This is a genomic window from Halopseudomonas maritima (assembly GCF_021545785.1).
GTDB lineage: Bacteria > Pseudomonadota > Gammaproteobacteria > Pseudomonadales > Pseudomonadaceae > Halopseudomonas > Halopseudomonas maritima.
The window spans coordinates 2,027,448-2,053,006 of the sequence record NZ_CP079801.1 but is presented as its reverse complement, the minus strand read 5'-3'; the positions used below and the strand labels follow the sequence as shown (position 1 = coordinate 2,053,006).

Genomic DNA, 25,559 nt, shown 5'->3' with positions numbered 1-25,559 from the left:
CGAAACGAAATACCAAAAAGATGCTATTCTATTCGAGGGTGACTGTGCAATGATCGAGACACTTGCTGCAGCCCCCGTTAACAAAACAGCAACACAGCGCCGCTGTATCACTGTGCAGAACGCCTGATCGTGCTATCGTTCCGCGCTCTGACAACAATAATAAAGAAAGCACCGAATCACATCGGCCGCACCCTCCGATGCGCCACAAGGTATACAACCCAATGAAAGATGAGTTGGAAGCAGCAGTACAGGACACTCCCCCCGCCAAGGATCGCAAGTTCGTTGAAGCGCTGTCTCGTGGGTTGGACGTCTTACGCGCCTTCAGCCAGGGTTCGGTGGTCATGGGCAACCAGGATATCGCCCGCATTACCGGTCTGCCCAAGCCGACCGTCTCGCGCATGACCTACACCCTGACCAAGCTCGGTTACCTGAGCTACTCCACCCAGCTGGAAAAATATCAGCTCGACTCGGGCGTACTGGCGCTCGGCTACGCCTACGTCTCCAACCTGCGCGTACGCCAGCTGGCCAAGCCCTATCTGGACGAGTTTGCCCGCAACACCAACACCTCGGTCGGCCTGACCTGCCGCGACCGGTTGTCGATGATCTACGTCGAAAACTGCCGCCCGTCGGAATCCACCTCCCTGCGCATGGATGTGGGCGAGCGCCTGCCGCTGGCCACCACCGCCGCCGGCCGGGCCTACCTGGCGGCCATGAAAGAAGACGAGCGCAGCCACCTGCTCGACGCCATCAAGGCCCGCAACCCGGACACCTGGACGGAACTGTACGCCTCGCTGCAACGCAGCTTCGCCGAATATCAGGATCAGGGCTTCTGCCTCTCGCTTGGCGATTGGGACCGCAACGTCAACGCCGCCGGCGTGCCCCTGCACCTGCAGGACGGCAGCCTGATGGTCCTCACCTGCGGCGCCCCGTCCTATCTAGTCTCCGAAGAACGCGTCAAAAACCAGCTCGCCCACCAGCTGGCCATGTTGGCACGGGATATCGAGCGGCTGGGGGTTTAACACCGTCCGCTGGGCGGTGGCTGGAGGCTGGAGGCTTAATCAGAGAGGGACCGGGCACAAGCCCGTCAAGCGGAGTCTGCGGAAAAGACCAACGCCCGCGACAACTCGGACTGCTTCAAGCTTCCAGCCTTCAGCCCGCCCCCCCCCTAAACCAAACACCAATCCGCCCAGCAGCTCGGACTGCTTTTTGCTTCTAGCTTTCAGCCTCCAGCCGCCCGCGCTAGCGCGGGCGCCATCCATCACCTTAACTAATAAACCTCCATTTCCCCCGCTCGGGGCATCGACAAGCGGTTTTATTTTTTGTATTTTGCCTAGCGAAACATGATTCCGCTATTTCGCTTAGTGAAACACACCCAACAATACAGACGGAGATTCAGCATGTCTGATGTGGTCACTCTGGAACGGAAAGGCGCCATTGCGGTCGTCACCGTCAACAACCCGCCGGTCAATGCGCTGGGCATCGCTGTACGCGAAGGCCTGCAGAGCAGCTTCAGCGCTGCCGAGGCCGATCCCGAGGTCAAGGCTGTCGTTCTGGTCTGTGAAGGCGCAACCTTCATGGCCGGTGCCGACATCAAGGAATTCGGCAAGCCGCCGAAGGAGCCGAGCCTGCCGGACGTGGTCAACGGCATTGAGGCCTGCAGCAAGCCGAGCGTTGCCGTGATCCACGGTACTGCCCTGGGCGGCGGCCTGGAAGTCGCCGTCAGCTGCCACTACCGCATCGCCGTCAAGAGCGCCAAGGTCGGCCTGCCAGAAGTGAAGCTGGGCCTGCTGCCGGGCGCTGGCGGTACTCAGCGCCTGCCCCGTCTGGTCGGCGTCGCCAAAGCACTGGACATGATCGTCAGCGGCGCGCCCATCAGCGCTGCCGAAGCCAATCAGCTGGGTGTGATCGACGAGCTGGTCGAGGGTGATCTGACTACCGCCGGCATCGCCTTCGCCGAAAAACTGCTGGCCGAGGGCAAGGGCCCGCGCCGCACCGGCGAGCGCACCGACAAGCTGGAAGGCGCAGACAACGCAGGCGCCGTGGCTGCCAAGCGCGCCGAAATCGAGAAAAAGACCCCGGGTCTGTTCTCTCCCCAGCGCTGTGTTTCCGCGGTTGAAGCCGCCTTCACCCTGCCGCTGGCAGAGGGTCTGAAGCGCGAGCGCGAGCTGTTCGGCGAGTGCCTGGTCTCTCCGCAGCGCGCCGCACTGGTCCACGCCTTCTTCTCCGAGCGTCAGGCCTCCAAGATCAACGATCTGCCCAAAGACACCCCGGTACGCGACGTCAAGTCGGCTGCTGTCATCGGTGGCGGCACCATGGGCGTCGGCATTGCTATCTGCTTCGCCAACGCCGGCATCCCGGTGAAGATTCTGGAAATCAGCTTAGAGGCCCGCGACAAGGCCCTTGAGCGCGCCCGTGACACCTACGGCATGAGCGTCAAGCGCGGCAGCCTGAGCCAGGACGCGCTGGAGCAGCGCATGACCCTGATCAGCGGCGTGACCGACTACGCCGACCTGTCCGACGTCGACGTTGTGGTCGAAGCCGTGTTCGAAGACATGGGCGTCAAGCAGAAGGTGTTCGAAGCGCTGGATGCCAACTGCAAGCCGGGCGCCATTCTGGCCTCCAACACCAGCTCGCTGGATCTGAACGCGATTGCTCAGTTCACCAAGCGTCCGCAAGACGTGGTTGGCCTGCACTTCTTCAGCCCGGCCAACGTCATGCGCCTGCTGGAAGTGGTCCGTGGCGAGAAAACCGCCAACGACGTGCTGGCCACCGCCATGGCGATCGGCAAGAAGCTGAAGAAAGTCTCGGTGCCGGTTGGCGTCTGCGACGGCTTTGTCGGCAACCGCATGGTGTTCCAGTACGGTCGCGAGTCCGAGTTCCTGCTGGAAGAAGGCGGTACACCGGAGCAGATCGACGGCGCGCTGCGCAAGTTCGGTCTGGCCATGGGCCCCTTCGCCATGCGTGACCTCTCCGGTCTGGACATCGGCCTGGCCATTCGCACCCGTCAGCGTCAGACCCTGCCGGCCGAGTTTAAACTGCCGGTGGTACTGGACAAGATGGCCGAAGCCGGCCTGCTGGGCCAGAAGACCGGCAAGGGCTTCTACGTGTACGAGAAGGGCTCGCGCACCCCGCTGCCCAACCCGGAACTGCCGGCCATCATGGAGGCCGCTTCCAAACAGCAGGGCATCGAGCGTCGTGAGCTGAGCGATGAGTACATCATCGAGCGCACCATCTACGCGCTGATCAACGAAGGCGCCAAGATTCTCGAGGAAGGCATCGCCCAGCGCGCCAGCGATATCGACGTCATCTACCTGAACGGTTACGGTTTCCCGGCTTATCAGGGTGGCCCGATGTTCTATGCTGACGCGGTCGGCCTGGATCGCGTATACGCCCGCATCTGCGAGTTTCACGAGCAACACGGCGCCTGGTGGAAACCGGCCGCCCTGCTGGAAAAACTGGCCAAGGAAGGGCGCAAGTTCGCCGACCTGTGATGAATCAGTACGGTCAGCCCGCGCGGGCTGGCCGTCGGATACCCGTATTACAACGAGGAACCACAATGGAAATCCATTATTCTCCCGAACAGCTCGCCTTCCGCGATGAAGTGCGTGACTTTCTGAAGCAGGAACTGCCTGCCGACATCGCTGCCAAGGTCAAACTGGGCAAGCACCTGCACAAGGCCGACCACGAACGTTGGCAGAAAATTCTGTCCAAGCGCGGCTGGTATGCGCCGGGCTGGCCGGTCGAGCACGGTGGCACCACCTGGGGCCCGATCGAGAAGCACATCTTTGACGAAGAGTCCGCCGCCGCTGGCGCACCGCGTCTGGTGCCGTTCGGCGTCAACATGGTTGCCCCGGTTATCATCAAGTTCGGTAGCGAAGAGCAGAAAGCCACCTACCTGCCGCGCATCCTCGACGGCACCGACTGGTGGTGTCAGGGTTACTCCGAGCCGGGCGCCGGTTCCGACCTGGCCTCGCTGAAGACCCGCGCCGTGCGCGATGGCGATCACTACATCGTCAACGGTCAGAAAACCTGGACCACCCTGGGCCAGCACGCCAACTGGATCTTCTGTCTGGTGCGTACCGACCCCGAAGCCCAGCAGCAGCGTGGCATCTCCTTCCTGCTGATCGACATGGCGACCCCGGGTATCACCGTTCGCCCGATCATCACCCTGGACGGCGACCACGAAGTCAACGAAGTCTTCTTTGACGACGTCAAGGTCCCGGTCGAAAACCTGGTTGGCGAAGAGAACAAGGGCTGGACCTGTGCCAAGTACCTGCTGACCCACGAGCGTACCGGCCTGGCGGGTATCGGTGCGTCCAAGGCAGCACTGACCAACCTCAAGCGCATCGCCTCCAAGCAGCAGAAGAACGGCAAGCCGCTGCTGGAAGATAGCCTGTTCCGCAGCCAGATCGCCGAAGTTGAAATGTCGCTGATGGCCGCTGAAATGAGCACCCTGCGTATTGTCGCAGCCGCGTCCGAAGGTGGCGTACCGGGCTCCGAGAGCTCCATCCTGAAGGTACAGGGTACTGAAATCCGTCAGGCGATCACTCACCTGATGCGCAAGGCGCTGGGTCCGTATGCCCTGCCCTTCCTGCCGGAAGAGCTGGACCTGGACGTCGACGGCGAGCTGCTGGTTGACGACTACGCGGCCTCCCCGGCCTCGCAGTACTTCAACATGCGCAAACTGTCGATCTTCGGTGGATCCAACGAGATCCAGAAGAACATCGTCTCGAAAATGATTCTTGAGCTCTGAGGAGGCCGACCGTGGATTTCAAACTGACTGAAGAGCAGCAGATGCTCAAAGAAACCGCTGAACGCCTGGTTCGCGACGTTTACGATTTCGAAAGCCGCAACAAATTCAGCGAAAGCGAAGCCGGTTTCAGCACCGCCTTCTGGCAGCAGCTGGGCGAGCTGGGCCTGACCGCCATCCCCTTCTCCGAGGAGCTGGGCGGCTTTGGCGGCGGCGGCGTAGAAACCATGTTGATCATGGAACAACTGGGCAAGGGCATCTGCCTTGAGCCCTACATGGAGTCGGTCATTCTGGCCGGCGGCCTGATCGGCCAGCTGGGCAGCGATGCCCAGAAAGAAGAACTGCTGGGCGGCATCGCCACCGGTGAGCTGCAAGCGGCCGTTGCACTGGACGAGCTGAACAGCCACTACGACTTGGCCAGCGTCACCACTACCGCCACCGAACAGGGCGGCAGCTGGAGCCTGAGCGGTCGCAAGGGTGTGGTCATCGGCGGCCAGACTGCTGGCAAGATCCTGGTATCGGCCCGCACCGCCGGCAACAACCGTGACGAGCAAGGCATCAGCCTGTTCGTGGTTGACCCGAACGCAGCGGGCGTAACCCGCCGCGTTTACGCCACCGTTGACGGTCGCAAAGCCTGCGAGCTGTTCCTGGACAACGCCCAGGGCGAGCTGCTGGGCGAAGCCGGCAATGCCTTTGATGCCATCCGCTACCAGAGCGGTCGTGCCATCGCGGCCCTGTGTGCCGAAGCCGTTGGCGCCATGCGCACTGCCTGCGACCTGACTCTGGACTACCTGAAGACACGCAAGCAGTTCGGCGTGCCGATCGGTAAGTTCCAGGTACTGCAGCACCGCATGGTCGACATGATCAGCGAGCTGGAACGCGCCACCTCCATGGCAATCCTGGCAGCCTGTCTGGCTGACGACGAAGACAGCGCCGAGCGCAGTGCCAAGCTGGCCGCCGCCAAGTTCGTCATCAACCGCGCTGGCCGTTATGTCGCCGAACAGTGCATCCAGCTGCATGGCGGTATCGCCATGACCTGGGAATACAACGGTGCTCACTACGCCAAGCGTCTGGTCATGATCAGCCACCAGTTCGGTGATGACGACCACCACCTGGAAGCCTACGCCGCCCAACTGGGCGCCGCGTAAGCTGCCAGACCACCGGAATGGCGCCAATCGGTCGCCATTCCGGCGTTTTTGTCCAGCATAGCGACAATTTGTACTTCCGGGCGCCCCCTCTGCCCGGTATCCTAGGCACCCCTTTTAACGTCGTGCGCCTGCGGGCGTCTCAAGACTTGTGGAGGACTAACGTCCATGAAAATCCTCGTTGCCGTTAAGCGCGTGGTCGATTACAACGTCAAGGTTCGCGTCAAGGCCGATAACTCCGGTGTTGATCTGGCCAACGTCAAGATGTCGATGAACCCCTTCTGCGAGATCGCCGTAGAAGAAGCTGTTCGCCTGAAAGAGAAGGGCGTGGCCACCGAAATCGTCGCTGTCACTGTCGGCCCGACCGCCGCCCAGGAACAACTGCGCACCGCCCTGGCACTGGGCGCCGATCGCGCGGTTCTGGTTGAGTCCGCGGACGATCTGAGCTCCCTGGCCATCGCCAAGGCGCTGAAAGCTGTTGTTGATAAAGAACAGCCGCAGCTGGTTATCCTCGGCAAGCAAGCCATCGACTCCGACAACAACCAGACTGGCCAGATGCTGGCTGCACTGTCTGGCTACGCTCAGGGCACCTTTGCCTCTGAAGTCGCCGTTGAAGGCGACAGCGTCAAGGTCACCCGTGAAATCGACGGCGGTCTGCAGACCGTTGCTCTGAAGCTGCCGGCCATTGTTACCACTGACCTGCGTCTGAACGAGCCGCGCTACGCCTCCTTGCCGAACATCATGAAGGCCAAGAAGAAGCCGCTGGAAACCCTCAAGCCGGAAGATCTGGGCGTGAGCACTGCCTCCACCGTCTCCACCCTGAAGGTTGAAGCCCCGGCTGCCCGCAGTGCTGGCATCAAGGTCAAGAGCGTTGACGAGCTGGTCGACAAACTGAAGAACGAAGCCAAGGTGATCTGAACATGAGCATTCTGGTTATTGCTGAACACAACAACGCCGAGCTGAACGCAGCTACCCTGAACACCGTTGCGGCCGCTCAGGCTATCGGTGGCGACATCGACGTACTGGTTGCCGGTGCTGGCTGCGCAGCCGTTGCTGACGCAGCTGCCAAAGTTGCTGGCGTAAGCAAGGTCCTGCTGGCTGATAACGCTGCCTACGCAAACCTGCTGCCGGAAAACGTTTCCCTGCTGATCGCAGAGCTGGGCAAGGGTTACAGCCACATCCTGGCGCCGGCCAGCACCAACGGCAAAAACTACCTGCCGCGCGTCGCTGCGCTGCTGGACGTTGATCAGATCTCCGAGATCACTGCTGTTGAAAGCGCTGACACCTTCAAGCGCCCGATCTACGCCGGTAACGCGATTGCCACCGTGCAGTCCAGCGCCGCCATCAAGGTTATCACCGTACGTACCACCGGCTTTGACGCTGTTGCAGCCGAAGGCGGCAGCGCTGCCGTTGAAGCCGTTGCCTCTGCCCACGACGCTGGCACCTCCAGCTTTGTTGGTGAAGAGCTGGCCAAGTCTGACCGGCCGGAACTGGCTGGTGCCAAGATCGTCATCTCTGGTGGTCGCGGCATGCAGAACGGCGACAACTTCGAAATGCTGTACAAGGTCGCCGACAAGCTGGGCGCTGCTGTAGGTGCCTCGCGCGCCGCAGTCGACGCAGGCTTTGTACCGAACGACATGCAGGTTGGTCAGACCGGTAAGATCGTTGCGCCGCAGCTGTACGTTGCGGTCGGCATCTCCGGCGCCATCCAGCACTTGGCCGGTATGAAAGACTCCAAGGTGATCGTTGCGATCAACAAGGACGAAGAAGCGCCGATCTTCCAGGTGGCCGATTACGGCCTGGTAGCCGATCTGTTCGAGGCTATCCCTGAGCTGGAAGGTAAGCTCTAAGCCACAAGCCGGCCTTTGGCCGGCGGCTGGAAGCTAGAAGCTGAAAGCTGGAAGACCACCGCCGTGTGAGTGGCTGGTTTTTCGGTTTGAACAAAGCCCCTGACGTGCAAGCGTTGGGGGTTTTGTTTTTGGGGAAACGGTTGAGGGCTGGCTGGAAGCTGGAAGCTGGAAGCTGGAAGCTGGAAGCTGGAAGCCATAATTCTCAGTGAGTGGCTGGGCTATGGGAAGGGCCTTTGCGAGTCGGTTTGACGTTTACTCGGAGCCAAAACTTCCAGCCTTCAGCCTCTGGCCTCCAGCCAGAGCCATCTACAAAGGGCGCCCCACAAGCTTCGCCGGGGCGCAGATCCACAACACCCCACCGATCTACGTCTTCCAGCTTCCAGCCTCTAGCTTCCAGCCGCCGTTAGCCGGCCTGCAGCCGGCTACCGGTCGGCACTAACCTGAAACGTATCCGACAACTGATGCAGCCGTGATGCGGTTTCCTTGACCTGCCCGGAGCTGGCGCGCAGGGCGGTGATTACCTGGCTCATGGAGCGCGTGGCTTCGGCTACGTGGCCGGCCTGGCGGCCGTGCTCCTTGCTGTTGGTGTCCATCACCGAGATCACTTCAAACAGCTCCTCGACGGTCTGATGCAGCAAGTTGTTGTCATCAGACGCGCTGGCGGCTTGCTGCAATTGCACATCCACATCAGCCACGCCGCGCTCCATCACCACCACAGTTTCGCGAGTCGCATCGCGGATGCTGGTGATGCCCTGACTGATCTCCTCGGCCGCCTTAGCGGTGCGCGAAGCCAGCGCCCGTACCTCATCAGCGACCACGGCGAAGCCCCGGCCGTGTTCGCCCGCACGCGCCGCCTCAATGGCCGCATTCAGCGCCAGCAGGTTGGTCTGGCTGGTAATGTCGGTAATCAGCGAGACCATGCCGACAATCTCACCGGTGCGGTTATCCAGCACCTGCACGCTGGCCGCCGAGCTTTCGACAATGTCACGAATCTTGCGAGTGCCGCTGGTGACGGTATCCAGCCGCGCCCGCGCCGCTTCGACCACGGTGGCCATGCTGGCCTTCATCTGCGCGGCGGTTTCCGACGCTGAGTTCACGGTCTGCAGTTGTGCCTCGATCATGCTCAGCATCTGCTGGATATTGGTGGTCACCTCCTCGGCGGTATCACTGGCCTGCTGGTTGCGCCCGAGCATCTGCTCGCTGTTCTGCAAGGCGTGACGGCTGGCCTGCTTGACCCGGCCCACGATGGTGTCGAGGTTGTCGATAAAGCTGTTGATCCAGCGCCCCAGCTCGCCGGTCTCGTCGGCCACCAGGCGGGTGGTGTCCATACGCTGACTGAGGTTGCCCTCGCCCTCGGCGATATTGCGGATAATCTCGGTCATGCGGCCCAGTCGGCGGGCCAGCTTGCGCGTTGCAGCAACGCGGAACCACAGGCCCGCCCCCAGCAGCACCCCTACGTGGGCCAGGTGCATGACCCAACCCTGAAGCCCGGCCCAGGCAAAACCCAGTTGCGCGGCAAATACCAGCACCGCCAGCAGCCAAAACTGCTGCATCAGCGAGAAACTGAGCGAGCGATAACGGTAAACCTCCTCCAGGTCGGCCTCGCACATCATGCCCCAACGGTCAGGCGAGCCGGGCAGGCTGAAGGTGACGCCCTTGCCGATAACCGGAATGTGCCGGTAGTCGGAGTAACCGGGGTATTTAACGTACAGGTTTTCGCCGTTGCGAATGGTCTCGCGTACCCCCGGATGCAACTCACCGGTAGCCGGGTCGGTAAAGCGCACCTCAAACTCGGTGTGCTCACGCACGGAAACGGTGCCCCAGGCCGTCTTGATGCCGCTTTTCAGGTTGTCGCCATGACTGAAAGTGCTGTCTTCAAAGCGCGAGCGCGACAGCGCCCGCCCGGGTTCGATACTCGGATTGAAGCGCGATTCGACCATGAAAATGTAGTTGTCGCCGGACTCCTGATAGATGTGCCCCGCCTCACGCTGAATTAGGTCACCCAGCACGTCGTTGGGTATCCGGGCGCACAGGCAGCCCGACGGCTGACCGGCTGCATTGCTCAGTGGCAGATAGAACATCAGGGTTACGGCGTCATGGAAACTGGAGGTGGACGGCCCCAACTGACGGGTGCGCGGGTCTACGTAAGGGCCGTGCAGAAAGCGATGCTGCAGGCCGGCGCGTACCGCCTGAGCATCAGGTTGCAGGCCGCCCAGCTGGCCAGCACTGCTGCACAGCGGCGAGCCTGTGCTGTCCAGCACGAATAGCTCGGAGGCATCCGGCAGCTTGTTGCGCAGCGCCAACAAGCTGGTCTCATCAAGCGTGCCGAGCCCCTCTCCCAACTGCTGGGCAATGCTATGCAGGCCACTCCACTGGTTTTCACACCATTGCTGCAGCAGCCTTACACGGGTCGCTGCAAAGCTGTTGAAGATCGATTCCAGCTGCGCGTAGCGGTTGCGATTGACCCGGCAGGCCCAGCCCATGGCGATCTTGCCGCCGGGACCGAACCAAGGCAACCAGCGGCGCTCGACCGCAGACAGATTCATTTGATCGCTTCGTAGAGTCACGGCGGCGGCCTCGCGGAGTCAGTCGGAACAACGCTCCTGCAAAAAGCACACCACAGATGATGGCACCCCGCCATATCGGCGCCCGACCTAAGATGCCATCAACACGCGCCCAAACCGGCGCACCAAAAAAGATCAGAAAAAGGCACCATGACAGAGCCTGCGCACCAATATAGAACCACACCTGTCCAAATGGTCGGGTTTTGAGCGGTCCAGCCCGTCTGGCGGCAGGGTAAAACCGCCCTAGATCAGTGCAACTGGCGAGACCGGCGAGCCCACTGCGCCGGGCAACCGCAACGGCGGTGCGGTCAGCAGAAAGCGGTGGCGGCCGGCGGCGCGCAGCGCCCGCGCCAGGTCGGTCAGATACCACAGCTCGCCCAGGTGAATACCCAGCTTGAACAAACAATGCTCGTGCAACGGCAGCGCCGCGCAACAGCCGTCGCCCTCGCGCGCCGGATAGGCCTCCACCGCATAATTATCGGCGATCAGCACGCTCAAGCCACTGTCGGTAATCCATTGCAGCAGTGCCGGGTCGCGGCCATCGAGCACCGCGCAGCTGGCTGCCAGACGCTGGGCATCGGGCTCGCGCGCCATCTCCAGAATCACATCAGCGAAGCCGGTATACAGGCAAACCATATCGCCGGGCTCTACCACCACGCCGTCAGCCTGCATGATCTGCTGCAGGCGCGCATAGTCCACCAGCACCCGCTCATGGCCGCAGTGGCGCTCCAGGTCGATCAGCACTGCGCGTCCGCTGACGGCCGTTTCGGCCATCTTCTCGATACCCAGCCGCGCCGCGTTCACGCCCTCCAGCGCGTCCTCGTGGCCGGCCGGCCCACAGATATGCTCTCCGGCCTTCCAGCCGTTGTAATACAGCGGCTCGGGCACGCCGTCGCCATCGGCATCAAACAGGCCACCCACGTGCGACAGGGCATCCCACTGGGTCGAGTACTGGGTGTACAGCAGTACCGCATCGTCACTGACCACGTCGGTAAAGTCCGGGTTCAGCCGGTGCAGCTCGAAGTTGTAGTTGAGCTTGTCGCCGCGCCCAGAGGTAAAACGCCGCGGCGGATGGCGCAAGCGATTGAGCGCATTACCGCCCGGGTAGTCGAGCGGCAGACTCAGGCAGAAACTGCGCCCCTCGCGCACCTCGGCCACGCCTTGCAGTACTTTGCCTGCGGTCAGCAGGTTAAGCCGACCCAGCTCATCGTCGGCACCAAAATCACCCCAGTTGGAACCCTCTGGTCGATGTGTCCAGCGCATGCGCCTCTCCTGTTTGTTGTTGTATTTGTCCGACAATGCCATGCAATACCGGCCGGGAACCATCCGCGCGCAGGTCGATCAATGAGCGTGTTATTTGCGCATAATCGCCAAGGGCCGCCGTCAAGGAGTTGATCAGCACTTCCTAAAGGCTCGCGCCCGCCGGTCCGGCATGCTTTACTTGCGCCTCTTTGCCGCAGCGGCGCGAGCGCGTCCGCCCAACCTCAACTCACGGAGCACAGCGTCAACATGGAGTGGCTGCAGGTCGTCATCCTGGCAATCGTTCAGGGCATCACCGAATTTCTTCCCGTTTCCAGTTCTGCCCACCTGATTCTGGTACCAGTGCTGACCGATTGGCCGGACCAGGGGCTGGCCTTTGACGTCGCCCTGCATCTGGGCAGCCTGTCGGCGGTGCTGATCTACTTTCGTCGCGACATCATCGGCATGCTGCAGAGCTGGCTCCGCTCGCTGCACACGCGCCAGCTGGACGCCGACGCCAAGCTGGCCTGGGCGGTCATTCTCGGTACCATTCCGGTCGGCCTCGCCGGCCTGCTGCTCAAGGATACGGTGGAGACAGTGCTGCGCTCGCCTGTCTATCTGTCTATCGGCCTGATCGCCTTCGGTCTGCTGCTGGGCTGGGCGGACTGGCGCTGTCGCGGCAACCGCAGCGAATATCAGATGAACTGGAAGGATGTGCTGTTCATCGGCTGCGCACAGGCGCTGGCGCTATTCCCTGGCACCTCGCGCTCGGGCATCACCATGACCGCCGCGCTGATGCTGGGCATGAGCCGTGAAGCCTCGGCACGTTTCTCGTTCCTGCTGTCGATTCCGGTGATCGTTCTGGCCTGCGGCCTGGAAACCATCGAGCTGGTCGAGAGCCAGGTTGCGGTCGACTGGGCGCAGATGGCAGCCGGTGTGGTGCTGTCGGGCATCAGCGCCTACCTGTGCATTCACTACTTCCTGGCGTTCATCAAGCGCATCGGTATGCAGCCGTTTGTGGTCTACCGCATCGTGCTGGGCGCGCTGCTGCTGTGGATCTTCCTGTAAGCGGCCGCTAGAGGCCGCGCAGCGCCCCGATTTTGAGCAGCACACGGGTCGGGGCCGCGGCCAGCAGCCCCAACCTGCCCAGCGCCGGGTCGCGGAACCAGCTCAGCGCTCCAGCGCGTACCTCCCCTTCCTGCAAGCCCCCCGATAACACCAGCAACTCGGCCGCCGGCGCCCCCGCCCAAACCAGACGCGCGCCGACGGCACAGTTCAACAGCCAGGTCTGCTCCGGGCCATGTTCATGCAGCAGTTGGCCAGTGATGTCCGGCGCGAAGGCCTGACTGGACACGGCACCGGGCAGCAGACGCAGGGTTTGCCGGTCCTCGGCAGCAAGCTGGTTCAGCTTGACGAATATCACACACCCGGGCTGGGAAAAGGGCGCATGGGACGAGCCGGCCGGGCTGCGCAGGTAACTGCCAGCCGGGAAGTCACCGCTCTGATCGCTGAAGACGCCGTCGAGTACCAGTATCTCCTCGCCAGCCGGATGGCAATGGGCCGGAAAACGCGCGCCCGGCAGGTATTCAACCAGACTGGTGACCTGTCCGCTCTCCGGCGCTTCGCGCTCCAGCGGCCAGCGCCGGATGGGGGCCTGTGGCGCGGCAAGCCAGCTCTGATCCTGCGGGCCGACCCGGCACGGCGCCGCACGTGCCATTCGCAACGGCTGAAACTCAGGCATGCGGCGGCGCCTGCAGCAGCGGCTCGATCTGCGCCGCCGGCAGCGGCCGGTTGTACAGGTAGCCCTGCCCGACATCGCAGCCCAGCTCGCGCAGCAACGCCTGCTGGGCTGCGGTTTCCACGCCCTCGGCAATCAACTGCAGGTGCAGGCCCTTGCCCAGCGCAATGATTGCGCGAGCCATGGCACTATCGCGTTCGCTACCCGGCAGATCGACGACAAAACCGCGGTCGATTTTCAACTTGTTAACCGGCATGCGCTTGAGTCGCAACAACGAGGAGTGGCCGGTACCGAAATCATCAATGGCCAGCCGCACTCCCAGCGCAGCCAGCCGATCAAGCAGCTGCACGGCAGCATCGCCAAACTGCATCATCTCGTCCTCGGTCACCTCCAGCTCCAGCGCAGCAGGTGGCAACCCGTGCCGCCGCAACGCCTGCTCGACACAACGCACTACATCGCCGCGCTCCAGCCAGTAGCCAGACATGTTTACCGCCACCGACTCCAGACCATAGCCGGCCTGCTGCCAGTTGCGCAGCTGGCGGCAGGCTTCATCCAGCACATACTCGTCTATCTCGCCCATCAGCCCGGCCTGCCGCGCCACCGGCAGGAACTCGCCGGGCGCGACTATGCCCTGACTGGGGTGTTCCCAGCGCACCAAGGCCTCGGCACTGACCCAGCGGTCTTCGCTCAAGGATTTCTGCAACTGGTAATACACACGCAGCTGCCCGGTGTTGATGGCTTCGTGCAGGTCGGTTTCCAGGCTTAGGCGTCGACGCGCCTGCGCGGTCAGGTCCTGGGTATAGAAGGCGTAACCATTGCGTCCGCGCTGCTTGGCCAGCGACATCGCCGAATCCGCATTCTTGAGCAGCTCTGCGCCATCGCAGCCATCACGCGGAAAAATCGCCAAACCGACACTGGCACTCATATGCAGCAGTTGCCCGGACAGCTCAAAGGGCGCCTGCAACAGCCGCAGGATGCGCTCGGCCAGCTTGCCCAACTGCTCGACATCCAGCGGCCGCTCGATCAGCAACGCAAACTCGTCACTACTCAGACGCGCCAGCGTATCGCCGTCATCGCAGACCCTCTGCATGCGCTCAGCCACCCGCTGCAGCAGTTGATCACCGGCGCTGTGCCCCAGGCTGTCATTAACACCCTTGAAGCGGTCCAGGTCGATAAACAGCACGCCCAGCTCGCCGCCTTGGCGCCGAGCGCGCGCCAAGGCGGTGCTCAGACGCTCGTTCAGCAGCAGGCGGTTGGGCAGCTTGGTCAGCGGGTCGTGGTGGGCCAGGTAGTCGATTTCCTGCTGGTTGCGCTTGAGTGTGCTGAGATCGGCAAACACCGCCACATAATGGCTCAGCTCACCGCGCTGGTCGCGCACGGCGATGATGTTCTGCCATTGGGGATAGATTTCACCATTCTTGCGCCGGTTCCAGATTTCCCCGGACCAGCGACCGCTGCCCATCAGCTGCTGCCACATCTGTCGGTAAAAGGCTGCGTCGTGACGTCCGGAGGCCAACAGGTTTGGGTGACGGCCAATCACCTCGTCCGCACGATAACCAGTGATACTGCAGAAGGCGTTATTGACGTCGATAATGGTCTGGCCAGCATCACAGATCAGCATCCCTTCGCTGGTACAGTCAAACATCACCCCTGCCTGCCGCAATCGCAGCTCGCGCGCCACCTGCTCGCTGACATCACGCAGCACGCCTACCAGCCGCGTGGCCCGGCCAATCTCGTCGCGCACGGCGCGACCTCCGGCATGCACCCAGCCGCCCCCGCCGTCCGGGTGCTCCACACGGCAGGTCACATCCAGCCGCTCAGAGTCCCCGCGCAGGTGCTGCACCAGCGCCGTATGGGCGCCGGCCCGGTCCTCGGCGGCGAGCAGGTGCAGCCAATCACCGAGCGGTGCGCTGCCAGGCGGCAAGCCCAGAATTTCGCAGCTGCGTGGCGACAGGTATAGCTGCTGCGCGTCGATGTTCCAGTCCCAGACACCGTCGTTACCCCCGGTCAACGCCAGGTCAAAACGTTCCTGGCTACGGCGCAACGCGCGCTCCTGCTGCCGGCGACGACGCAGGTGATAGCGCACCGAGAAGAACAGCAGCACCCCGGTGACCAGCACAAAGCCGACCCCCTTGACCGTTTGCAGGCGATACTGCAGCTCCGTATCCAGCATGCGTAACCAGGAGTCGCTGAACAGCACCCAGACCGTCGCCACAGCGATATAGGACAGCGTGACGGCCCAAGCACCGGAAGAGGACCTCATGGGATGTTTCCGGGGCGGCAAATCAACATTCGGTAACTATAGTAGGGGGGGCAGAGCGACCCATGGTCATGTTCATCGTACATCTGTTGGTCCATAATCGGCCGGAAACGGGCGTGCAGCCCGCGCATTCTAACGAGGTAAACTGTCTTTATGTGGTACAACGGCTTACTTGACCTGTCCGTGTGGCAACTGATTGCAGTCACGCTGGTCCTGACACACATCACCATCGTCAGCGTCACAGTGTACCTGCACCGCTACTCGGCGCACCGCTCTCTTGAACTGCATCCTGCGCTCAAGCATTTTTTCCGCTTTTGGCTGTGGCTGACAACCAGCATGAACACCCGCGAATGGACCGCCATCCATCGCAAGCATCATGCCAAATGCGAAACACCCGATGACCCGCACAGCCCCGTGCACAAGGGCCTGACTACCGTGCTGCGCAAAGGTGCAGAGCTCTACATGGAAGAGGCCAAGAACGAGGAAACCCTGCGCATCTACGGCAAGAACTGCCCGGATGACTGGATTGAGCGCAACCTCTACAGCCGCTTTCCGATTGCCGGCGTGACCCTGATGGCGCTGATCGACCTGGCACTGTTCGGCGTGCTAGGCATTACCATCTGGGCGGTGCAGATGATGTGGATTCCGGTATTAGCAGCCGGCGTTATCAACGGCCTGGGGCACGCCCTGGGCTACCGCAACTTCGAGTGCCGCGACGCCGCCACCAACATCCTGCCCTGGGGCATCCTGATCGGCGGCGAAGAGCTGCACAACAACCACCACACCTACCCCAACTCGGCCAAACTCTCGGTCAAGAAGTGGGAGTTTGACATGGGCTGGCTGTGGATTCGTCTGTTCAGCCTGCTGGGCCTGGCCGAAGTGCGCCGTACCGCACCGATTGCCCACCGCGTTGAGGGCAAGCAAACGCTGGACATGGACACTGCCATGGCGATTCTCAACAACCGCTTCCAGATCATGGCCCAGTACCGCAAGCTGGTCATCAAGCCGGCGGTGCGCAGTGAACTGGAGCGCATGGATCAGTCGGTGCGTCACCTGTTCCGCCGCGCCAAGCGCCTGCTCAGCCGCGAAACCAGCCTGCTGAATGAAAAGCACGAGGCCCGCATTCAGACCATGCTGGAGCATAGCCAGGCACTCAAGGTGATCTACGAGAAACGCCTGGCCCTGCAACAGATCTGGGGCCGTACCAGCGCCAATAGCCACGACATGCTGCAGGCGCTGAAAGACTGGTGCCATCAGGCCGAAGACAGCGGTATCAAGGCGCTGCAGGAGTTTGCCGACTCGCTGCGTACCTATTCGCTACGCCCGGCCAGCTGACAAACGCGGGTCGCCACGGCCCGCGTTCAGCGCTAGACTCGCAGAAAAGCACCAATCACAACAAAGGTAGCAGCGGATGCGTGCCTTACTGCCAACACTTCTGCTGGCCAGCCCGCTGGCGCTGGCCGGCAACATCTACAAGTACACCGATGCCAACGGTGTGACCACCTATACCGACCAACGGGTAGAGGGCGCACAGGTCATCGTGTTTCGCGATGCCATGGTGGAAAACGTGGACCGCGAGGTGTACGTCACCAAGCGCCGGCACGCCGGTGGCGAGACGCTGATTGTCCACAACGACCTCTACGCGCCGGTGGAAATCCGCCTGACCGTCAGCAACGCCCAGAATGTGCTTGGCGCACCCAGCGAACCCATCAACTGGGTACTGCCGCCGCGCCAGCAGATTCGTCTGGTCACCCTGCAACCCACCGCAGACGGCGCCCCCAGCTACGACTACCGTCTCGAGCACGCCCTGGGCGACCCGCGCGCCGAGCAAACCCTGACCCATTACCCGCTGCCCTGGCGCGGCGGCCCGTTCCGCATGACCCAGGGCCCGGGCGGGCGCTACAGCCACACCGGCCTCAAGGGCCGCTACGCCATCGATATCGCCATGCCGGAGGGCACACCCATCGTGGCGGCGCGCGCCGGCCAGGTCGTGAAAATCGAGAACAACCAGAGCGGCCGCGGCACCAACCCTTCGGGCAACTTTGTCCGCCTGCTGCATGACGACGGCACCATGAGCGTCTACCTGCACCTCAAGCGCGGCTCAGTACAGGTGCGCGAGGGCGAGCGCATCAACCCGGGCCAGTTGCTGGCTCTGTCGGGTAACACCGGCAACAGCACCGGCCCGCACCTGCACTTTGTAGTGCAGAAAAACGTCGGCCTGCAGACGGTATCCATCCCCTTCGAGTTTGCCCAACCCGTCGACAGCCTGCCGAACTTTGCCATCGGCGGAGAGCCCTGAGCCTGGGGCCTTCTGCTGGGCCCTAGATCACAGGCAACAAAAAACCCGCTCGAAAGCGGGTTTTTTGTCAGCAAGCGAAGATCTTATTTGATCTTGGCTTCCTTGTAGGTCACGTGCTTACGCACGACCGGATCGAATTTCTTGATTTCGATCTTGTCGGGAGTGGTGCGCTTGTTCTTGTCGGTAGTGTAGAAGTGACCAGTACCGGCAGAAGACACCAAACGAATCAATTCACGCATGATGATGCTCCTTAGACTTTTTCGCCGCGGGCGCGGATTTCAGTCAGCACGGCATCAATGCCGCGCTTGTCGATGATGCGCATGCCCTTGGCGGAAGTGCGCAGACGAACGAAACGCTTTTCCGACTCAACCCAAAAACGATGGTACTGCAGGTTAGGCAGAAAACGACGCTTGGTTTTGTTGTTAGCGTGGGAAACGTTGTTCCCAGTAACCGGGCCCTTGCCGGTCACCTGACATACTCGAGACATGGTTAACCCTCTCCAACCACTTGCCCAACCCAAACTGGTTGGAAGCCATAAAAGAATCTGTTGTCCAGCCGGGGCGAGTGGATTTAACCCGCCTGAAAACACACATTACAGGCGCAGCCCCGAGAAGAGCGGAGCTTTATACCAAAAAGCGCCAACACAGGCAACGACTTTTCCAGTGCAATGTCGTTACAGCAACCCCCGCTCGGCCATGGAAACCGGGTCGCCATCGCCAATCACCAGATGGTCGAGCACCCGAATATCCAGCAGCGCCAGACTCTCGCGCAGTCGCCGGGTCAGCTGCAGGTCAGCCTGACTCGGTTCGGCCACACCCGACGGGTGGTTATGGGTAAGGATCAGCGCAGCAGCGTTGTGCGCCAGCGCCCGCTTGAGCACTTCACGGGGATAAACGCTGGCGCTGTCGATGGTGCCGCGAAACAACTCTTCAAAGGCAATCACCCGGTGCTGGTTATCCAGAAACAGGCAGGCGAAGACCTCGTGCGGCAGCGCGGCCAGCCGGCTGCGCAAAAATGCCCGCACGGCACCCGGCGAGGTCAGTGCATCGCCACGCTTGAGGTCTTCGAACAGGTGCCGCCGCCCCATCTCCAGCACCGCCTGCAACTGCGCGTACTTGGCCGGCCCAAGCCCGGGATGGGCGGAGAACTGACGCAAATCTGCCTGTAACAACGCGCGCAGACTGCCAAAACGCGTCAACAGCTGACGCGCCAGGTCCACCGCACTGCAGCCCGGCAGGCCGGTACGCAGAAAAATCGCCAGCAACTCGGCATCAGACAGCGCCGGCGCGCCCTGCGCCAACAGCTTTTCACGCGGCCGCTCACTGATCGGCCAATCGGTAATCGCCATGGACTCTCCCTGTCGCGCACCAGCACCGTGCTGCGCAGCGCCACACATAGCGGCTGTGCTATCGTAGCGGGCATTTCGCGGGGCCCTCAAAGCCCCCTTTTGCAGCATGAGGGCGAGTTCACAATGCAGTCGTTAATCAACAAACAGGTGGTGCTGGGCGTCAGCGGTGGCATCGCCGCCTACAAGAGCGCCGAGCTGATCCGCCGCCTGCGCGACGCCGGCGCCGAGGTGCGTGTAGTCATGACCAACGCCGCCCGCGAGTTCATTACACCGCTCACCCTGCAAGCGCTGTCCGGTCACCCGGTGCACGGCGACCTGCTGGACCCGGAAGCGGAAGCCGCGATGGGACATATCGAGCTGGCCCGCTGGGCCGACCTGGTGCTGATTGCGCCTGCCACCGCCGACCTGATGGCCCGCCTGGCCCAGGGCCGCGGTGATGACCTGCTGACCACGCTGGTACTGGCCACCGACGCCCCCATCGCCATCGCACCGGCGATGAACCAGGCCATGTGGCGCGACGCCGCCACCCAGCACAACCTGACACAGCTGCTGGAGCGCGGCGTGAAAGTGTTCGGCCCCGGTGACGGCGGCCAGGCCTGCGGTGACGTTGGGCCAGGCCGCATGCTGGAGCCGACCGATATCGCTGCGCGGGCCAGCGAGTGCTTCGAGCGCGGCCTGCTGACTGGCCGTCACGTGCTGATCAACGCCGGCCCCACCCGCGAGGCCATCGACCCGGTGCGCTACATCTCCAACCACAGCTCCGGCAAGATGGGCTTTGCCCTGGCCGAGGCGGCCGCCGAAGCGGGAGCGCGGGTTACGCTGGTCGCCGGCCCGGTCAATCTGGCAACCCCGGCACGGGTGCAGCGCATCGACGTGATCAGCGCGCAAGACATGCTCGACGCCTGCCAGGCCGCCCTGCCAGCCGACATCTTTATTGCCTCGGCGGCGGTCGCCGACTATCGCCCGGCCAGCGCCGCCGAGCAAAAAATGAAGAAAGATACCGCCAGCGACGATGGGCTCACCCTGACGCTGGTGCGCAACCCGGACATCCTCGCGACCCTGGCCAGCCACAACCAGCGCCCCGCATTCTGCGTGGGCTTTGCCGCCGAAACCCACGACGTGCTGAGCTATGCTGCCGACAAGCTGCAACGCAAAAAGCTGGACCTGATCGTCGCCAATGATGTCAGCCAGAGCGGGATCGGCTTTAATAGTGACGATAACGCCGTCACCCTGATTGACCGCCAACTGGCGCGCAGCAGCCTGCCACAGGCCAGCAAGCAGAAGCTGGCTCGCCAGATCATCACCCGTATTGCCGAACAACTTTAAGGACACCTGATGCACGCGCTGCAAGCAAAAGTACTGGATGCCCGCCTGGGCCAAGAATGGCCGCTGCCGAGCTACGCTACCGAAGGCTCCGCCGGCCTGGACCTGCGCGCCATGCTCGAGGCCCCGCTGACACTGGAAGCCGGGCAAACCAGCCTGCTGCCAACCGGCCTGGCCATCCATATTGCCGACCCCGGTCTGGCCGCAATGATCCTGCCGCGCTCGGGCATGGGCCACAAACACGGCATCGTGCTGGGCAACCTGGTTGGTCTGATTGACTCCGATTACCAGGGCCAGCTGATGGTGTCCTGCTGGAACCGCAGCAGCAGCGCCTTTACCATCAACCCGGGCGAGCGCATTGCACAGCTGGTGCTGGTCCCGGTCTTGCAAGCCCAGCTGCAGATCGTCAAGGAGTTTGACGATAGCCAACGCGGTGCAGGCGGGTTTGGCCACACAGGGACCCACTGACCGGTCTTTCCGTTCATGTTCGCAGGGAGGCACATAAGCAGATGAAACTCAGCCGCAAAACACCAAGCGCCAGCAAGCCTGCCGGGCTGCCCAGCGTCAACCTTCCCGTTGCCCTAGCCATGGTCGGCATTGGCGCGGCCGCAGTGGTCCTCTGGGTGGCCATGAGCGGCTATGCCAGCAGCCTCAACCAGGCGCTGGTCAAGGGTTACGCCAGCCAGCAGGTCAGCGGTCTGAATCAGGGGCTGGCGCAGCTGGACCGCGACCTGGCCCGCGTTGCCGCCAATCCGCAGCTGCAGGTCGCCTTGAGCCAGGGCGGTAGCGCCACCCTGGATCGACTGCTGAACTACCACCAGGCCGATACCCTGGCCATCTATACGCACGCGCCCGGCAAGGCTGAACGCATTGAATCGGGTAGTGCGCCGCTTAACTTTGCCGCGCTGGACATGATTCGCCGCGCCGAGCGTGACCTGCCGGTGCCAGCCGAAGCCCACCAGCTCGGTGATCAGTGGCTGCTGTATAGCGTCAAGCCTTTACGCGCCTCGCCCAACGCGCCAGCCAACGGCACCCTGGCCGCCGTGATGCAGCTCTCGCGCATTCTCGGCAGCTTGCCCGCGCTAACCGATGACGCCGGCCGAGTACGCCTGATTCAGCAGTTTCCCGGCGGCCCGGAGCAGGTGTTGTTTGAACGGGGTAGCGGCCAGGGCCAGAGCATCCGCTTGAGTACCGACAACCCGGCCTGGCAACTGGAGTTTCAGCCCGGCAGCGGCCTGTCCAGCGTAACGCCCAATATCCTGTTGCTGGTTGCCAGTGCCCTGCTCGCGCTGCTTGGCGGACTTTTCGCGCTACTGCTGCTGCAGCGCGGCTGGAGCGCCGCCGTGCGCGCCGACGCCAACACCCTGACCCAGCTGACCCTCGGCCATAAAGCCGGTGGCCTGGCGCTCGGCCCGCTGGAGGCAGCGGCGCAGAACATCCTGCAACTGGTCAAGCGCAGCGGCCAGACGGTCGGCGTCAATGTGCCTCGTGAGAGCCCCGCCAAGCCAGTGCCGCCATCCGACGATGGGCTGAGCAAGCCGGTCTTCCAGCCCACCGAAGTGCTGGACATCGACATCCTCGACGACGACCCTTTTGCCATGCAGGATGCCGACGACAACGTCACCAGCGCCCAGGCCATTCCCGCCCTGCCGGCAGAAATATTCCGCGCCTACGATATTCGCGGCGTGGTCGGCAAAAGTCTGACCGAGGAAGGCGTGTATTGGCTCGGCCGGGCCATTGGCAGCGCCTCGCTGGATGCCGGCGAACAGCGCGTGCTGGTCGCCCGTGACGGCCGACTCTCCGGCCCGGCGCTCAGCGAGCAGCTGATCCAGGGGTTGATGGACAGCGGCTGTCAGGTCAGCGATATCGGCATGGCCCCCACCCCGGTGCTCTACTTTGCCACGCACACCAGCGGCGCCACCTCCGGGGTGATGATCACCGGCAGCCACAACCCGCCAGCCTACAACGGCCTGAAAATTGTAATCGCCGGCCAGACGCTGTCGGGCGATCAGATCAGCGCCCTGCACCAGCGCCTGCAGCAGAACAACCTGCGTGCCGGTAGCGGCAGCCGCGACCAACTGCACGTGCTGGACGACTATCTGCAGCAGGTCGTCGACGACATTGTCATCGCTCGCCCCCTCAAGGTAGTGGTCGATTGCGGCAACGGTGTCGGCGGGGTCATTGCCGAGCGCTTGCTCAGCGACATCGGCTGTGAAGTGATCCCGCTGTATTGCGACGTCGACGGACTGTTCCCCAACCATCACCCGGACCCGGGCAAGCCGGAAAACCTCACCGACCTGATCGAAATGGTCAAGCGCAGCGGCGCCGACCTGGGCGTCGCCTTTGACGGCGATGCCGACCGCCTGGGCTTTGTCACCGACAGCGGCGAAATGATCTACCCCGACCGCCTGATGATGCTGTTCGCCGAAGACATTGTTACCCGCAACCCCGGCGCCGACATCGTCTTTGACGTCAAGTGCTCGCGCCAGCTGCCGCAGGTCATCAGCCAGGCCGGTGGTCGCCCGGTCATGTGGAAGTCCGGTCACTCGCTGGTCAAGGCCAAGATGAAGGAAACCGGCGCCCTGCTCGGTGGCGAAATGAGCGGCCACCTGTTCTTCAAGGAGCGCTGGTACGGCTTTGACGACGGCCTGTACAGCGCCTGTCGCCTGCTGGAGCTGCTGTCCATGCAGCCCGACAGCGCCGACGCCGTGATGGCCCGCTTTCCAGCCGGCATCAGCACCCCGGAAATCAACCTGACAGTCGGCGAAGAACGCAAGTTCGAGATTGTTCGTGCGCTGGCCGAGCAGGCCGACTGGGGTGACGGCCAGGTCACCAGCCTGGACGGGATCCGTGTAGACTTTGCCAACAGCTGGGGCCTGATCCGCGCCTCCAACACCACACCGGTGCTGGTGCTGCGCTTTGAGGCCGACAGCAGTGAGGAACTGAACCGGGTCAAGACCCTGTTCCGCGAGCGCCTGCAGGCTGTCGCACCCGACCTCACCCCCTCATTCTGAATCATCACAGGAGACACCAGACCACCATGTTGAGTCGCGACGCCGCCGCCCAGGTTTCACGCGTTCTTACCGAAGCACTGCCCTACATCCAGCGCTTCACCGGCAAGACCATCGTCATCAAGTACGGCGGAAACGCCATGGAGAACGACGAGCTGAAAAACAGCTTCGCGCGCGACATCGTGCTGATGAAGACCGTCGGCATCAACCCGGTGGTAGTGCATGGCGGCGGCCCGCAGATCGGCGACCTGCTCAAGCGTCTGAATATCGAGAGTCAATTCATCGAAGGCATGCGCGTGACCGATAGCCAGACCATGGACGTGGTCGAGATGGTACTTGGCGGTCAGGTCAACAAGGACATCGTCAACCTGATCAACCAGCATGGCGGCAGCGCCATCGGCCTGACCGGTAAGGACGCCGGCCTGATCAAGGCCCGCAAGCTCAAGGTCAGCCGTCACACACCCGGCATGGACAAACCCGAGATCATCGACATCGGCCACGTGGGCGAGGTCTCCAGCGTCAACGCCAACCTGATCAACCGGCTGGTCTCCGACGACTATATCCCGGTCATCGCGCCCATTGGCGTGGGCACTGACGGCGCCTCCTACAACATCAACGCCGACCTGGTTGCCGGCAAGGTCGCCGAGGCGCTGGGCGCCGAGAAGCTGATGCTGCTGACCAATATCGCCGGGTTGATGGACAAGGAAGGCAAGGTGCTGACCGGCCTGAGCACCACCCAGGTGGACGCGCTGATCGCCGACGGCACCATCTACGGCGGCATGCTGCCGAAGATCCGTTGTGCCCTGGACGCCGTGCAGGGCGGCGTCGGCAGCGCCATCATCGTTGACGGCCGAGTGCCCAACGCGGTGCTGCTGGAGCTGTTCACCGATACCGGCGTTGGTACCTTGATCACCAATCAGGTGCGCGAAGCATGATGCGCAAAAGCGACTTCCGCTTCAGCACGCCGCTGCGCGTGCGCTGGTCCGAGGCTGACCCGCAGGGCATCGTGTTCAACGGTCACTACCTCAACTATGTGGACGTAGGCGTGACCGAGTACTACCGGGCATTGCGCGCGGCAGCCGGGGTGCAGCCCGGTGACGGCTTGGATGGCAGCGAGTTTTTTGCCGCCAAGACCGTGCTGGAGTACAAGGCGCCGGCGATGTTCGACGACCTGCTGGATGTGCATATGCGGGTGGCCTACTTTGGCAACAGCAGCATGCGCTTTGTCGCCGCGATCTACCGAGGCGACGAGCTGCTGCTGACCGGGGAGGTGGTCTACGTGCACGCCGACCAGAGCACCCGCCGGCCCACACCTATCCCTGAGAGTTTTAAACGGACGGTGAACAGCTTTGAGTGTGTCGCACCTGAGCAGGCCGCGCCGGCCGTACAGGGTTAGGGGTTTCAGGATTCGCCGAGCAGAAACGCCAGCCGCTCGCGCTGGCGCGCAAAATCTTCGGTGACCTTGACTGTCTCCTGCTGTTGACGCTGGACCAGCCGTTGCAGACGCTGGGTTTCAGCATCCACCGCCGCCAACTGGTCAAGAATGCTCTGCTCCACGGCCCGCCCAGCACGTTCCTGGCTGGCCGCCTGCGATTGCAACGCCTCACGCTCGGCACGCAGCTCCTGGATATTGGTCTTGGCTACCGTGATCTGGTTGTCGATTTGCTGCAGCTGACGCTGCCGGGCCCGGTCCAGATCCGCCAGGCTGCTATACAGGCGCAACAGGGTTGAGTCCGCAGCCTGACGCTGCGCTTGCTCTTCGAGCGCCGCACGACGGGCGTCGCGCTCAGCGGCAGTGGGCGCCGCCGGCACTACCTGCTTTACCCGACCATGCGAATCCAGCACCTCATAGCCACGGCTGATGAATTGCGGCGGCACCCGGCTGTCGAGCACCGTTACGCCGTTATCGTCGACATAGCGGTACAACTCTGCCACCACCGGCGCGGGGCTCAGCATAGCCAGTGTCAGCGTGACGCGTGTCATCATCCATTTCATCGCAGGCGGTTCCTTTACCGTGGCGTTCAGCTTGGCC

Annotated in this window: 22 protein-coding genes; 14 read left to right on the top strand and 8 right to left on the bottom strand. The window is 62.7% G+C overall.

Annotated elements, in window-relative coordinates; all coding sequences use genetic code 11:
* Positions 1–221 precede the first annotated feature (221 nt).
* From HV822_RS09415 to HV822_RS09390, 6 genes are all read left to right on the top strand, one after another.
* Complete coding sequence (locus HV822_RS09415) at positions 222–1,019, top strand: IclR family transcriptional regulator (RefSeq protein WP_238869740.1); 798 nt, start codon at positions 222–224, stop codon at positions 1,017–1,019.
* A 378-nt stretch (positions 1,020–1,397) separates the two neighbouring features.
* Entirely contained in the window at positions 1,398–3,491 is a 2,094-nt protein-coding gene (locus HV822_RS09410; protein ID WP_238869738.1) for a 3-hydroxyacyl-CoA dehydrogenase NAD-binding domain-containing protein, read from the top strand.
* Positions 3,492–3,556: 65 nt separating this feature from the next.
* Complete coding sequence (locus tag HV822_RS09405) at positions 3,557–4,753, top strand: acyl-CoA dehydrogenase family protein (RefSeq protein ID WP_238869736.1); 1,197 nt, start codon at positions 3,557–3,559, stop codon at positions 4,751–4,753.
* Between the two features lie 11 nt (positions 4,754–4,764).
* Entirely contained in the window at positions 4,765–5,898 is a 1,134-nt protein-coding gene (locus HV822_RS09400; RefSeq protein ID WP_238869734.1) for an acyl-CoA dehydrogenase family protein, read from the top strand.
* A 165-nt stretch (positions 5,899–6,063) separates the two neighbouring features.
* Positions 6,064–6,813, top strand: a complete 750-nt coding sequence (locus HV822_RS09395) for an electron transfer flavoprotein subunit beta/FixA family protein (RefSeq protein WP_238869732.1) — start codon at positions 6,064–6,066, stop codon at positions 6,811–6,813.
* A gap of 2 nt (positions 6,814–6,815) precedes the next feature.
* Entirely contained in the window at positions 6,816–7,745 is a 930-nt protein-coding gene (locus tag HV822_RS09390) for an electron transfer flavoprotein subunit alpha/FixB family protein (RefSeq protein WP_238869731.1), read from the top strand.
* Between the two features lie 422 nt (positions 7,746–8,167).
* Here HV822_RS09390 and HV822_RS09385 read toward each other — a convergent pair whose 3' ends face one another.
* Both HV822_RS09385 and HV822_RS09380 read right to left on the bottom strand, forming a co-directional pair.
* Entirely contained in the window at positions 8,168–10,291 is a 2,124-nt protein-coding gene (locus HV822_RS09385; RefSeq protein ID WP_238869729.1) for a methyl-accepting chemotaxis protein, read from the bottom strand.
* Positions 10,292–10,552: 261 nt separating this feature from the next.
* The gene (locus HV822_RS09380; RefSeq protein ID WP_238869727.1) at positions 10,553–11,572 is read right to left on the bottom strand and encodes a cyclase family protein; all 1,020 of its coding nucleotides are present in this window, start codon (positions 11,570–11,572) and stop codon (positions 10,553–10,555) included.
* A gap of 246 nt (positions 11,573–11,818) precedes the next feature.
* Here HV822_RS09380 and HV822_RS09375 point away from each other — a divergent pair, with 246 nt between their 5' ends.
* Complete coding sequence (locus HV822_RS09375; RefSeq protein ID WP_238869726.1) at positions 11,819–12,616, top strand: undecaprenyl-diphosphate phosphatase; 798 nt, start codon at positions 11,819–11,821, stop codon at positions 12,614–12,616.
* A gap of 7 nt (positions 12,617–12,623) precedes the next feature.
* On the opposite strand, the gene HV822_RS09370 is transcribed toward HV822_RS09375, so the two are convergent.
* Positions 12,624–13,289: a cupin domain-containing protein gene (locus tag HV822_RS09370; RefSeq protein WP_238869723.1), complete on the bottom strand. Its 666-nt coding sequence runs from the start codon at positions 13,287–13,289 to the stop codon at positions 12,624–12,626.
* Complete coding sequence (locus HV822_RS09365) at positions 13,282–15,549, bottom strand: putative bifunctional diguanylate cyclase/phosphodiesterase (protein ID WP_238869722.1); 2,268 nt, start codon at positions 15,547–15,549, stop codon at positions 13,282–13,284. Before HV822_RS09365 ends, HV822_RS09370 begins: the two co-directional genes overlap by 8 nt.
* A gap of 150 nt (positions 15,550–15,699) precedes the next feature.
* On the opposite strand from HV822_RS09365, the gene desA reads away from it, so the two are divergent.
* Both desA and HV822_RS09355 read left to right on the top strand, forming a co-directional pair.
* Positions 15,700–16,881 carry a delta-9 fatty acid desaturase DesA gene (gene desA / locus HV822_RS09360; protein WP_238869721.1) on the top strand — a complete coding sequence of 394 codons (1,182 nt, stop codon included), beginning with the start codon at positions 15,700–15,702 and terminating at the stop codon, positions 16,879–16,881.
* Positions 16,882–16,957: 76 nt separating this feature from the next.
* On the top strand, positions 16,958–17,845 hold the full coding sequence (locus HV822_RS09355) for a M23 family metallopeptidase (RefSeq protein ID WP_238869719.1): 888 nt from the start codon (positions 16,958–16,960) through the stop codon (positions 17,843–17,845).
* Between the two features lie 83 nt (positions 17,846–17,928).
* Here the strand turns inward: HV822_RS09355 and rpmG are convergent, their stop codons facing one another.
* From rpmG to radC, 3 genes are all read right to left on the bottom strand, one after another.
* Complete coding sequence (gene rpmG / locus HV822_RS09350) at positions 17,929–18,084, bottom strand: 50S ribosomal protein L33 (protein WP_083723973.1); 156 nt, start codon at positions 18,082–18,084, stop codon at positions 17,929–17,931.
* An 11-nt stretch (positions 18,085–18,095) separates the two neighbouring features.
* A complete protein-coding gene (rpmB, locus tag HV822_RS09345; protein WP_083723971.1) occupies positions 18,096–18,332 on the bottom strand; it encodes a 50S ribosomal protein L28 in 237 nt (78 codons plus the stop codon).
* A 186-nt stretch (positions 18,333–18,518) separates the two neighbouring features.
* Entirely contained in the window at positions 18,519–19,193 is a 675-nt protein-coding gene (radC, locus tag HV822_RS09340) for a RadC family protein (RefSeq protein WP_238869718.1), read from the bottom strand.
* 123 nt (positions 19,194–19,316) lie between these two features.
* Here radC and coaBC point away from each other — a divergent pair, with 123 nt between their 5' ends.
* Genes coaBC through HV822_RS09315 form a run of 5 tightly spaced genes read left to right on the top strand, consistent with a single transcriptional unit; the run spans position 19,317 to position 24,923 of the window.
* Positions 19,317–20,519 carry a bifunctional phosphopantothenoylcysteine decarboxylase/phosphopantothenate--cysteine ligase CoaBC gene (gene coaBC, locus HV822_RS09335; protein WP_238869717.1) on the top strand — a complete coding sequence of 401 codons (1,203 nt, stop codon included), beginning with the start codon at positions 19,317–19,319 and terminating at the stop codon, positions 20,517–20,519.
* A 9-nt stretch (positions 20,520–20,528) separates the two neighbouring features.
* Positions 20,529–20,984 (top strand): dUTP diphosphatase, encoded by a 456-nt coding sequence (gene dut / locus HV822_RS09330; RefSeq protein WP_238869716.1) that lies wholly within the window; start codon positions 20,529–20,531, stop codon positions 20,982–20,984.
* Between the two features lie 41 nt (positions 20,985–21,025).
* On the top strand, positions 21,026–23,530 hold the full coding sequence (locus HV822_RS18170; protein WP_275419338.1) for a phosphomannomutase/phosphoglucomutase: 2,505 nt from the start codon (positions 21,026–21,028) through the stop codon (positions 23,528–23,530).
* Between the two features lie 26 nt (positions 23,531–23,556).
* Positions 23,557–24,462, top strand: coding sequence for an acetylglutamate kinase (gene argB / locus HV822_RS09320; protein WP_238869715.1), 906 nt, complete (start codon positions 23,557–23,559; stop codon positions 24,460–24,462).
* Positions 24,459–24,923, top strand: a complete 465-nt coding sequence (locus HV822_RS09315) for an acyl-CoA thioesterase (RefSeq protein WP_449555748.1) — start codon at positions 24,459–24,461, stop codon at positions 24,921–24,923. Before argB ends, HV822_RS09315 begins: the two co-directional genes overlap by 4 nt.
* A gap of 5 nt (positions 24,924–24,928) precedes the next feature.
* Here the strand turns inward: HV822_RS09315 and HV822_RS09310 are convergent, their stop codons facing one another.
* On the bottom strand, positions 24,929–25,522 hold the full coding sequence (locus HV822_RS09310) for a DUF4124 domain-containing protein (RefSeq protein WP_238869713.1): 594 nt from the start codon (positions 25,520–25,522) through the stop codon (positions 24,929–24,931).
* Positions 25,523–25,559 lie beyond the last annotated feature (37 nt).

Coding starts and splice junctions, on each gene's coding strand:
- HV822_RS09355 (WP_238869719.1), top strand. CDS start 16,958: ATGCGTGCCTTACTGCCAACACTTCTGCTGGCCAGCCCGCTGGCGCTG.
- HV822_RS09310 (WP_238869713.1), bottom strand. CDS start 25,522: ATGAAATGGATGATGACACGCGTCACGCTGACACTGGCTATGCTGAGC.
- HV822_RS09365 (WP_238869722.1), bottom strand. CDS start 15,549: ATGAGGTCCTCTTCCGGTGCTTGGGCCGTCACGCTGTCCTATATCGCT.
- argB (WP_238869715.1), top strand. CDS start 23,557: ATGTTGAGTCGCGACGCCGCCGCCCAGGTTTCACGCGTTCTTACCGAA.
- HV822_RS09415 (WP_238869740.1), top strand. CDS start 222: ATGAAAGATGAGTTGGAAGCAGCAGTACAGGACACTCCCCCCGCCAAG.
- HV822_RS09410 (WP_238869738.1), top strand. CDS start 1,398: ATGTCTGATGTGGTCACTCTGGAACGGAAAGGCGCCATTGCGGTCGTC.
- dut (WP_238869716.1), top strand. CDS start 20,529: ATGCACGCGCTGCAAGCAAAAGTACTGGATGCCCGCCTGGGCCAAGAA.
- HV822_RS09405 (WP_238869736.1), top strand. CDS start 3,557: ATGGAAATCCATTATTCTCCCGAACAGCTCGCCTTCCGCGATGAAGTG.
- rpmG (WP_083723973.1), bottom strand. CDS start 18,084: ATGCGTGAATTGATTCGTTTGGTGTCTTCTGCCGGTACTGGTCACTTC.
- desA (WP_238869721.1), top strand. CDS start 15,700: ATGTGGTACAACGGCTTACTTGACCTGTCCGTGTGGCAACTGATTGCA.
- rpmB (WP_083723971.1), bottom strand. CDS start 18,332: ATGTCTCGAGTATGTCAGGTGACCGGCAAGGGCCCGGTTACTGGGAAC.
- HV822_RS09375 (WP_238869726.1), top strand. CDS start 11,819: ATGGAGTGGCTGCAGGTCGTCATCCTGGCAATCGTTCAGGGCATCACC.
- HV822_RS09385 (WP_238869729.1), bottom strand. CDS start 10,291: ATGAATCTGTCTGCGGTCGAGCGCCGCTGGTTGCCTTGGTTCGGTCCC.
- HV822_RS09315 (WP_449555748.1), top strand. CDS start 24,459: ATGATGCGCAAAAGCGACTTCCGCTTCAGCACGCCGCTGCGCGTGCGC.
- coaBC (WP_238869717.1), top strand. CDS start 19,317: ATGCAGTCGTTAATCAACAAACAGGTGGTGCTGGGCGTCAGCGGTGGC.
- HV822_RS09390 (WP_238869731.1), top strand. CDS start 6,816: ATGAGCATTCTGGTTATTGCTGAACACAACAACGCCGAGCTGAACGCA.
- HV822_RS09370 (WP_238869723.1), bottom strand. CDS start 13,289: ATGCCTGAGTTTCAGCCGTTGCGAATGGCACGTGCGGCGCCGTGCCGG.
- radC (WP_238869718.1), bottom strand. CDS start 19,193: ATGGCGATTACCGATTGGCCGATCAGTGAGCGGCCGCGTGAAAAGCTG.
- HV822_RS18170 (WP_275419338.1), top strand. CDS start 21,026: ATGAAACTCAGCCGCAAAACACCAAGCGCCAGCAAGCCTGCCGGGCTG.
- HV822_RS09395 (WP_238869732.1), top strand. CDS start 6,064: ATGAAAATCCTCGTTGCCGTTAAGCGCGTGGTCGATTACAACGTCAAG.
- HV822_RS09380 (WP_238869727.1), bottom strand. CDS start 11,572: ATGCGCTGGACACATCGACCAGAGGGTTCCAACTGGGGTGATTTTGGT.